At 50.3% G+C, this 9,346-nt stretch carries 10 protein-coding genes and 1 pseudogene; 1 reads left to right on the top strand and 10 read right to left on the bottom strand.

Annotated features, from left to right (window positions below; genetic code table 11):
* Positions 1-470, top strand: a 470-nt coding sequence (locus C5O24_RS14010) for a PM0109 family protein (RefSeq protein WP_500690278.1), incomplete at its 5' end; no start/stop codon positions are given.
* Here the strand turns inward: C5O24_RS14010 and C5O24_RS08505 are convergent.
* The 10 genes and pseudogenes from C5O24_RS08505 to C5O24_RS08460 all read right to left on the bottom strand — a co-directional run.
* The gene (locus tag C5O24_RS08505) at positions 467-1,207 is read right to left on the bottom strand and encodes a TraX family protein (RefSeq protein ID WP_107681702.1); all 741 of its coding nucleotides are present in this window, start codon (positions 1,205-1,207) and stop codon (positions 467-469) included. The genes C5O24_RS14010 and C5O24_RS08505 overlap by 4 nt on opposite strands.
* A gap of 12 nt (positions 1,208-1,219) precedes the next feature.
* Entirely contained in the window at positions 1,220-3,529 is a 2,310-nt protein-coding gene (locus C5O24_RS08500) for a type IV secretory system conjugative DNA transfer family protein (protein WP_107681701.1), read from the bottom strand.
* A gap of 13 nt (positions 3,530-3,542) precedes the next feature.
* On the bottom strand, positions 3,543-4,010 hold the full coding sequence (locus tag C5O24_RS08495; protein WP_107036334.1) for a hypothetical protein: 468 nt from the start codon (positions 4,008-4,010) through the stop codon (positions 3,543-3,545).
* 9 nt (positions 4,011-4,019) lie between these two features.
* A complete protein-coding gene (traN, locus tag C5O24_RS08490) occupies positions 4,020-4,910 on the bottom strand; it encodes a conjugative transposon protein TraN (protein ID WP_107036333.1) in 891 nt (296 codons plus the stop codon).
* 71 nt (positions 4,911-4,981) lie between these two features.
* Entirely contained in the window at positions 4,982-6,181 is a 1,200-nt protein-coding gene (locus C5O24_RS08485) for a conjugative transposon protein TraM (protein ID WP_107036332.1), read from the bottom strand.
* Positions 6,174-6,665 (bottom strand): hypothetical protein, encoded by a 492-nt coding sequence (locus C5O24_RS08480; RefSeq protein WP_107036331.1) that lies wholly within the window; start codon positions 6,663-6,665, stop codon positions 6,174-6,176. The genes C5O24_RS08485 and C5O24_RS08480 overlap by 8 nt, the downstream gene beginning before the upstream one ends.
* A gap of 10 nt (positions 6,666-6,675) precedes the next feature.
* Positions 6,676-7,272 carry a conjugative transposon protein TraK gene (gene traK / locus C5O24_RS08475; protein ID WP_107036330.1) on the bottom strand — a complete coding sequence of 199 codons (597 nt, stop codon included), beginning with the start codon at positions 7,270-7,272 and terminating at the stop codon, positions 6,676-6,678.
* Positions 7,273-7,284: 12 nt separating this feature from the next.
* Entirely contained in the window at positions 7,285-8,460 is a 1,176-nt protein-coding gene (locus tag C5O24_RS08470; RefSeq protein ID WP_107036329.1) for a TraJ family protein, read from the bottom strand.
* A 19-nt stretch (positions 8,461-8,479) separates the two neighbouring features.
* Positions 8,480-9,139, bottom strand: coding sequence for a DUF5045 domain-containing protein (locus C5O24_RS08465; RefSeq protein ID WP_237613028.1), 660 nt, complete (start codon positions 9,137-9,139; stop codon positions 8,480-8,482).
* A gap of 16 nt (positions 9,140-9,155) precedes the next feature.
* Positions 9,156-9,346: pseudogene (locus tag C5O24_RS08460) on the bottom strand (hypothetical protein); the annotation flags it as partial.

The raw sequence follows: 9,346 nt of genomic DNA, 5'->3' as shown, positions 1-9,346 counted from the left end.
CTAATGGTGCCTCAAAGAGAATCTCCAGTGGTACATGGGCATGGGATTATATATATAGTTATCTTTTAGAGTACTATTTGGGAGAAAAGAAGAGTCCCGATGGAATAATGGATTATGCGTTAAGTGTAATTCAATACTCTGACACGGGATTTTTTGACAGCCTCCATAGTACTCGGACCAATATTAATTCGTTTTCAACAGAAGAAGAATCCGCTTCAAAACTTTTGTTTCTAATTGAAGTAAAACCTCAAACCAGTCCATGGTGGTGGGATACTAAAGCAATAATTAATAGTAAGGAATATGCCTCCAGCAATCATACGTTTTCAATAAGGCATGAAGGTGACAGTATTATTGGGCTTTATTCAGTTCCTATTGAATTGTTCATGGATGAGGATTCGGCAATATCTGTATTAACTGATTTTTGCTCATTCTGCCATGATAATAATATTGCGAACTTACTGATTCACTAAGACAAAGCCGCTATCATACTGATAATCCAAATATGCAATGGATAGAAGGCGTAGAAGCTATACTTGGCGGCTGCGCCTTTTATGCAGCCTCGGGTGCCGTCGTAGAGGAATATGATGGCTGACGAAAGGATTGCTCCGGTCAGTCCATATGCTGCCATGATGGGGAAGGTGAAGATGACCTGACGGAGTGACTGGGCCGGAAAACTGACCCTGTTGCGGGGTTGCCACGGCTCGATGGTCTGACGGCGAAGTATGTAAAATATAGTGATCATAACCACTCCCTGCCATTCATAATCAGTACCGGCCAGCCATGCCAATGATGCCACAAGCATTACTGACACAAAACATATAGGACCGTGTTCGCACAGTCGGTCAAAAGCAGCGAGTGCCACGACACCAAGGGCGAGTGTGAACATGACGTTGTGGGTGCCGTCGGCTCCATTAAGCAGATACCATGGCAGTTCGCTTATGACTGCGAAGCCAAGGATAGTCAGGAGATAACGTAGGCGGTTACGGGTATTCGCAAATCCTTCGGCTATAAGGAAAGCGAATAGCGGGAACGCCATTCTACCGAAGCATCGCATCATATCGTATGCCGGAGTACCATGCTCCATGAGATAGTAGGCGCAATGGTCAGCCAGCATCGAGAGGACGGCTATGACTTTCAGTGCGCTGCCGCTCAATCTGAGCGACAGCGGTACTGAAAATGGTATGGGGTTGGTGGTTATTGTTTTCATGTTCCAGATGAATTATCCTTTTCCTGCGAGGACTCGGATTATCTCCTCGACCTCTTGATTGACACGTTTGAAGTTACGATTGAGCATGATTTCCTTCTCGCGCTCGTCCTTGAACTCATAGATTTTGGGCAGTTCCACATAATGCGCTTCCTCGTCGTGAATTTGCTTCATGTCGAAGTTCGTCTTGCAGAAGTACTTCGTGGTCTTGAACTCCTCCGACTGCTCGATGTCGAAGTGGCTCATCATGCTCTTGTCGGTTGCGGTAAAGTCACGCGCCGCCTGACCCGCGAGCCAGCCTGTTGCCATGTCTGCAATCTTCGCCGCCGGAACGAGGAAATCGAGTCGTTCGGATATTTGTGTAGATACCTTTGAATCGTTGATGGTTATCGAGGTCGAGGTCTGCTTCGCCTTTCCGAAAACATCGTTCTGCGCCCATTCGAGGGTCTCCTTGTTTCGGGCGGCTCCCATGAAGATATTGCCGCAGGTGGTTATAATCTTCTGCATACCCACCTTACCGTAATCGGCCTCCAACTGAGGAAGCTCCTGAAACCCGAGAGTCACAGCAACCTTGTTGCTTCGGGCTGTTCCGATAAGTCGGTCTATCTTGTGGAAGTACAGCGTCGGAAGTTCGTCGACGATGATGCTGACCGGAATATTTCCCTTGGAATTGACACGTGTAATCAGTCGGTTGAGTACAAGGGCATTCAGCGAACCGATTACCTGCTCCTTCTCCGGGTCGTTGGCGATGATGAGATAGCTCGGATTCTCCGGGTCGGAGATTTTGAGGTCGAAATCATCACCGGTAAACACCCAATAGGCTTCCGGAGACACGAGTCTGGCGGCATTGACACGGAGAGTACCCACCATACCTTCAAGCTGGTCGTTAGCCTTGTTCTCGAAGGCGGACTTGAAAGGAGCCATGAGCGAGGCAATCTTGTCGTCCTGCATCAGAATATCGAAAATCTCCTTGTAGCCGTGTCCGAGGAATGAAAGGACGTGCGGCATATCGGAATATTCACCGGTGATGGTATCCGGCTCCACCTCGTTGCCATGCTCGTCCTCATACCAGCAACGGTCAATCCTGACAGTCTCACCGGTCCGCTTGGTATAGGAATAGCCGTTAAGGTCAACGAACATCCCGTCCTCGTCAATCGAATGGTTGCGGCTCTGGTCATCTATGAAGTCGAGCACGACCTCGCCCTTGTCATCGATGGCGTTGTAGTCGAACCAGTTGCGTATGACAATCTCTAACTTCTTTCCCTCGTAGGCGATAAAGCGTTTCAGCTTTTTACCGTCCTTGAAACCCGTCGGGTGCAGGTTTACAAAGAAATATATGATTGCCGCGAGGAAGTTCTCGGCAGAATTAGTGAAGAACGCCTCCGAGCCGCCTTTCTTCTCTCCGCCACCCTTGTTAAGCGAGGCAAGCAGTGTCGCCGCAGTCTCCGAAGCAGCCGCAAGGTCAGGGATATACTTCCGCTGGATAGGATTGATGCGGTTGGAATACTCTACATCAGTGAAGTTCACGATACGGAAACCGCAGTTATTCGGCAACTTGCCGTTCCTCTTGTTCTTGCAATACTGATAGAATAGAGTCTTTGCCAAGGTCGGAAACTTGTAGTCATACACCATCATCGCAAAACCTTTTGCGCTATGCTGGCGGATGAACGGGTCTATGATACCGAAAGACTTGCCGGAACCCGGTGTGCCGAGTACAATAGTCGCGCGAAACGGATTCGTGATATTTATGAAACCATTGTGCATCTTGCGTTTATAGTAGTATATCATCGGGATATTCACCGAGTAGGGATTCTCAACTTTCTTTTCCGATTGCTGGAACGACTCGTTCTCGAAGTTGAAACGGTCCTCGCCGACACGGTGGTTGTAATACTTGGCGATTCCGTCAAGTCCTTGATGGACGAGCATCGTTCCGGCTATCGAGCAGAAGGCATATATTATGCGGTTTGCCGGGAAGCCCATCATCTCCATACCGAGGGGTACGCCGTGGAATATGAAGCACCGCCCGACAAGGGTCAGACCCGCGAGGACTGGATAGATGACCATAGTCTTGACGTTGAACTTCAACGCCTTTTTTGCCTTGGTTCCGATGCAGACCACACAGATGCAGACAAGCTCGATCATCTTGCAGCCTGCCACGGAGTTGAACACCTTGAAACGTCCGAGCAGGTCGAGGATGAACTGCGTGATGCGGTTGTCTGCCGTAATCGGCAGATTCATCACAATCTCTATTATGAGGAACACATAGATGCAGCTACGGAAGTAGTTGTACATCTGCTGCTGTTCACGGGTTTCTTCAAAAGCCATAGCCTAAATTTTGTTACAATGGGATTTTCAGACCTATGAGCAGACCGTTCCGGAACGTATCGCCGTGCAGGAAGTTGACGTTGTTCTTCTGGATCAGCGAGAACTCCCAACCGTTCTGGAAGACATAATTGTATTCAAAACCGGCTTCCGCGCCGAGGAAGAACTTTCGTTCTACGGCTCCGAACTGCGGCCCGAAACGAAAGCGTAACATGCCGTTCTTATATCGGGCAAGACGATGCTTGTAGAGGATGCCGCCATCCCAGTAGTATCTTTTCCAGAACTCACCGGGGGACGTGCGCCAGTGGTTGCCGATTTCACCGAACACTTCCACCGCGTTGCCGTAGGAAAACGAGTGTTCATAGCCGATGGTAGCGTTGAGCGTTGAAGGGGAAAGGAATCCGGTATTGACGGTCAGTTTTCCCTGGGCGTATGCGCCAGCCGATACGACGGCGCATATGAGAGCGAGGATTATCTTCTTCATAGTGGCGGGTTATTTATAGATGTGGGGCTGATAGCCATAAGGAATCTTTTTGAGTATGTCGGAGTCAAAGCCGTCGGCATTGAGAATGTCCTCATACTCGATTGTAAGCGTGATGACGCGGCCGCTTATCTGGTTCTCCGAAATTTCGAGGCGAAGCACCTTCTCGTCAGGGAAAGTCAGCTTCGGCAGGACGAGCACATTACGGTAATGCTTTTTGAAGCGTTTGGCGAGATTTAGCGAATAGGCCGGTGTCAGCTCGATAGTCTGTGAGTTGGTTGCCTTGACCTCCTTCTTGTCGGTCAGCTTGACACGCAGTTCCTCTATGTCGTAAGGAATCTTCGTCTTGTTCTGCAGCGAATAGTCGATGAAGAAGTAGTCGCCGATTGAGTAGATGTTGTTGATTACTGCCTTCATGCCATGCTTGGATGACACCACCTGATTATATTTGCGACTGCTGCCATAGACAGCCCAGGCGTAACGCGCCATCTCCGATTCCGGCATCGACACCTCAGGGTTGATGTAGGACTGCATATTGCGGTAAGGCACGTTGTGGATCGATGCGGCCCGGGAGGGGGACGAGACGAAAACCACATCATACTGTGCCATGTGTCGCTCACCGATGAGTGTAAGCGTGGCAAGCAGCTCATTCTCACGGAACGGCTGCGAATCCGCCTCCATGTCATCCGGGGAGAGCGGCTTGATGCGGACGATGTTGTCGGCGCACTGGTTGCCGACAATCTTAGTGGTCGAAATATCGACAAGCCTGATGTTCTCCGGCATGACGATATGTGTGGTCACGTCAGGATTGACGTAGATTTTCTCCTTGAATGTGGTCTGGGCAGATACGCCTCCGACAATGCCGACGGCACAGAGGATGGCAGTGAGAATCTTCGATTTCATATTGGGTGTGTTAAATGATTATACTAATTGTATGTTCTGTTATTAGTAATATAGTTTACCTATTTATGCGCTTATCTCGCTTTGTCAGAATTGATGAGATAAACGATTGTGTTATACTTGATTTTCGCCTTGTTCTTGCGGATGTTTGCCGATACGGCGGAAGTCGCGGAATTGTACATATTCTGCAAGGCTTGAAGCGCGATGGCCTCGCCGGATATGCCGGAACCATAGCCGCTTTCCGACTCGAAGCTGATGTTCTGCTGGACGGTGTTGGCACCGGCCTCTTTCATGAAGTCGCGGAAGGCTGATTCAGGTACGTAGAAACCCTCCATGCCGTCATTGTCGAATACCGAGAGGTTGACGCTGATGAATTTGCCGCCTATAAGGATGCTTGTGATAGTTGCTCGTACACGCTGCTGTCCGAAGCCTGTGACAGTACCGTAGAGATACGTTCCCTTCTTCAATCGGGTACCACTTACAGTCACGTCGTCAAGGAGTTTGAAACGGAGGCGAGTCCCCTCATGCGCCTTGGTGGTTTTGTCAATCATGGCACGTATGAGGGTGGCATCGGCTGATTCGGATTCAGTACCGACAGTGTTGAACTTCTCGGCATTTGTATCTTGTGACTTGATAACGAGCTTTGGGCGGTTGCGCTCCTTTTCCTCACGCTTTGCCTGAGCGATTGAATCGGCTCGCTGCTTTTTCAATTTCTCTTCCTCGTCATCCTGACCGAAGCCGAGACCTGTCTCGATAGCCTTTTGGCGTTCAAAGCTCCGGCGTTGAATCTCCTCCAGCTCTGAGGCAAAATCATCTCTTGAAGAGCCATTGCCGCCATAGGAATTTGAATACGGGTCATCGTAGGCATAGGAGTTGATATGACGCCGGGATTCGGCGAGAGAACGTTCCAGCTCCTCCATCTCCCGTTGCTGACGGATTCGCTCGGCTTCTGCGGCATCGAGACGGTTCAGCTCCTCCTCGGTATAGCCGTGGTCGAGCTTCTCGTTTTCCTCCTTATCCTCACCAATGCCGCCCACTGCGGTAAAGGCATCCTCGTCATCGAAGCGACGCGACATCTCGAACAGTTTGCTGCCGGCCTCCTCGGCCTTGGCTTCGGGGAGAGTGGTGTTGATGCGGTCTGTCGCCACCTGCTCCTTCTCATCGTCACCACCGTCGGAGAAGGTCTGCATGACAAAGTATACCAGACAGCACAGCGGTATGAATATCACCACCGGAAAGATATACTTGGGGTGTTTGAAATTGATTTTAGTCATTGGTATCGTTCTGTTTAAGTGATTTGGCGATGTTTTCGAGACTGTTGTATCTCTTGATTATGCCGATGGAATCAGCGTGGGATTTGACCGGGATACGGATCATGGAGTCGAGTTCCTGCCTTATGCTCTGACCCTGCGAGGTTAGTTCGAGTATAGTCTTCCGGTGGGCCTCCTTGTTTGCCTGAATGGTACGGAAGCCGTTGAATATAGGCTCGACGTTGGCTATTCTCGCAAGTTCCGGATTGTTCATTTCAGCCCTTGCCCCTGTGAATGCGACATCCACCAACAATACCATGAGCAATGTGCCGACCACATAGCCAAAAGTCTTTTTCGGGTTCTTCGTGGCCCATGAGTTTGCGAGACGGATTCGCGCTGCGATTCGCCATCGGGTTCCGACGGCATTCATTCTCGGCTTCAGCCAACCGCAGACAGCCTGATGCGTCTTAATGCGGTTGTCTTTGATTGTCTTATTTATTGATTTCATAGTGAAGTGGTTAGTAGCCCAAATCCTTATTTTCTATTGTCCTCCAGCCTGTAATCATCAGTCCATGGGGGTTGTTCTCCGTTCGTGGGACATTCTCGATGTAGCCGGAAGTCACCATTGAGCGTTTCAAATCACGGGTTCGCCTCTTGATCAACTGAGTGCCGTAGTAGGTGAACTTCCGTTCATGTTCGTCAAAGTTGATTGAATCGCAGATGATTGTGCAGACTGCCGATGAAGAGATTATATCCGAGTAGAATCCGTTCTCGTCCATAGCCTGCTTCTGCTTCAACGCGGTTCCGTCAGCCATATACATAGCCTTTCCGACAGTCCACTTGATATAGTCGTTGTCTGGAGGGAGGTTGAAAAAGTACTGATGGAACAGTTGGATATGCGCACGTGCTTCCATTGTGAAGTTGGCTTCGAGCTGGGCGCGTTGGGCGAGGAAAGGAATGTCGCCGTCAAGGACATATATCTGTTGGCGCTCCTCGGTGACGAGGGCGATGCAACGCCAAAGAGTGAAGCCGCATATCAGGACGCAGCCCCCGACTGCGGCAAGCACCGTGAGGAGTGCCAGCCGTGTCTTCTGTGCTAATGATTGTATGAGCATATTCTGAAGTTGTTATTGTTCGGGATTGCCGAAGTTCTTATGTTTTAGATTGTTCTCGCCGATAGTTCCGAGTGTTCCGGCTACGCTGCTTGCACCACCTGCCACCATAGATGTGGCTGTGACTGCGGCGGACCCGGCTGTCATTGCAGCTCCCATCGCGAATGCGCCTGACGAACCTGCGACACCGCTGCTAACACCTCCGGGGATGAGCCATGAAGCGACTTCCGGAACATAGCGTATTATATATGCGCCGACTAGCATACCCATAGCGTACATACAGTTGGAGCCTATGCCCTGAAGGCCCAATGCCCCGATCTGCGACCATGAGTTGACCGAGCCGTTGAGCAGATGCTCGTAGGCGATTATATCCTGCTGGAGATTGTAGAGGAGAATGAAGTCGATGTAGTACAGGCACATATATGTGATGAACCCCCATAGGGTCAAAGAGAGATACTTCGACATCCACTGGCTCCATGCGGAGTTCCAAGGCGGAGCGAGCGACATGGCGAACATTATCGGACAGAATATAGCCATGATAGCGAGAAATATCCTCTGTGCCACCAATATACCGTAGTACGACATCTGGAAAATCAGTTCACCGACAAATCTGATCACGTCGTTAATCCACTCGCTGACCTTGGTCTCTGCGGCGACTGCGGCACGCTGGGCATAGTTGTTGATGGTATTGCCGAGATTCTCCACATTGTAGATGAGCTTGTCCCACCAGTTGGCATCCTCGCCAATGGCGGCCACCTGCTGCGCCGTGGCGATGGAGTCCTGCACGGCACGTAGCCTTTCGAGATACTGACCCTGCTTCTGCGCCACCTTCAACTCGAAAGCCGCCACCTCCTTGTTCTTGGACTTCGCCATAGCCTTTGTTGTAGCCTCCAGCCCCTTGCCCGGGGTCTGCAACGCGGAACAGATATATGAAGAGCATGAAATGCATATAGAGATACCGACAATGCGAAGCAGCTTCATCACGTCCATGCCACGTCTGCCGAGCATCATCATCCAACACTCGTATGAGCCGACACAAAGTGCCAGCAACAGTCCGATAATCCGTGCGAGGCTCACGGCATCGCCGAGAACCGCCACATTCGGGAACGTCTCCATAGCGACAAGAAGTTTGTCGAGGCTGTCATCGATGGAGGGAAGCCCCATGGTACAAAGAATAGAAAGTAAAGTCATATATATCCTGATAATAAGTTTAATAATGTGTGGCGGCTACGGCGCAAAGGTGTGCGGTACGGTTTACCAGCTCCTCCATCTTTGTCTTGGCATTCTCGTAAGCCTGACGGCGTTTGGCGTTTTCAAGCTCGTAGCCCGGGCCGGTCTTATGGATATAAGCGATGTCTGCGCACAGCACTTCATTCAGCCGGGAAATCTCGTTCACCTGATACTCCAGTGCACCGTTGCTTTTGTTCATGCAGTAGAGAAGCCCATCGGTGATGCAGTCCTGCATACGGTTGAACTCATCCTTGTAGGAAACGTATGTGACATCGACGATACGGTCGGCCTCTCTCGCAAGTTCCTCCTTGTAAAGTTCCTCGATCTGGGCACGTTCCTTCTCGACCTGACTGACCTTCTGCCGCTGTGTCTCTTCGGCGGTTATGCGCACAGGCATGATGCGCTTGACATTTGATTTCTCCTCCTTGAAGCGGACACGGTAGCCGGACTTGAACCCCGCCCATTTCCAGTACATTTCAGCACCCGAATAATTCTTGTGCAGAAAGTAGTAGTACCAGTCGGGGGCGAAATCCCACGGGCCGTTCTCCATCGACCTCCATTGCTTGAACTTCTGGTCATCATGCACGACCCTTTGGGCTGAAAGAGCTTGAGGCATCCCCATGAGGGCTGTACAAAACATAATTGCGATAATTGTCTTAGTTCCCATATCCTTTGTTCCAGTTGTTGATTACGATGTTTACGATTTCATCCTTAACCTCCGAGGTAAGGATTTCCCAGATGTAGTCAGGCTTCCAACCGCATTCTGTCACGAGATAACAGTAGAGATTGGCGTTGTCGATGATGTACCGGGCGCGGTCGATGGAGGTTTTGAGAGTCATCACAAGGT

Origin of the sequence: Paramuribaculum intestinale (genome assembly GCF_003024925.1) — a bacterium.
GTDB lineage: Bacteria > Bacteroidota > Bacteroidia > Bacteroidales > Muribaculaceae > Paramuribaculum > Paramuribaculum intestinale.
Note: the sequence above shows the minus strand (reverse complement) of the source record. Positions and strands in the feature narration are given on the sequence as shown.

Excerpts from the sequence above, each read along its gene's own strand:
- C5O24_RS08505 (WP_107681702.1), bottom strand. The coding sequence starts at position 1,207 with ATGAAAACAATAACCACCAACCCCATACCATTTTCAGTACCGCTGTCG.
- C5O24_RS08500 (WP_107681701.1), bottom strand. The coding sequence starts at position 3,529 with ATGGCTTTTGAAGAAACCCGTGAACAGCAGCAGATGTACAACTACTTC.
- C5O24_RS08495 (WP_107036334.1), bottom strand. The coding sequence starts at position 4,010 with ATGAAGAAGATAATCCTCGCTCTCATATGCGCCGTCGTATCGGCTGGC.
- traN (WP_107036333.1), bottom strand. The coding sequence starts at position 4,910 with ATGAAATCGAAGATTCTCACTGCCATCCTCTGTGCCGTCGGCATTGTC.
- C5O24_RS08485 (WP_107036332.1), bottom strand. The coding sequence starts at position 6,181 with ATGACTAAAATCAATTTCAAACACCCCAAGTATATCTTTCCGGTGGTG.
- C5O24_RS08480 (WP_107036331.1), bottom strand. The coding sequence starts at position 6,665 with ATGAAATCAATAAATAAGACAATCAAAGACAACCGCATTAAGACGCAT.
- traK (WP_107036330.1), bottom strand. The coding sequence starts at position 7,272 with ATGCTCATACAATCATTAGCACAGAAGACACGGCTGGCACTCCTCACG.
- C5O24_RS08470 (WP_107036329.1), bottom strand. The coding sequence starts at position 8,460 with ATGACTTTACTTTCTATTCTTTGTACCATGGGGCTTCCCTCCATCGAT.
- C5O24_RS08465 (WP_237613028.1), bottom strand. The coding sequence starts at position 9,139 with ATGTTTTGTACAGCCCTCATGGGGATGCCTCAAGCTCTTTCAGCCCAA.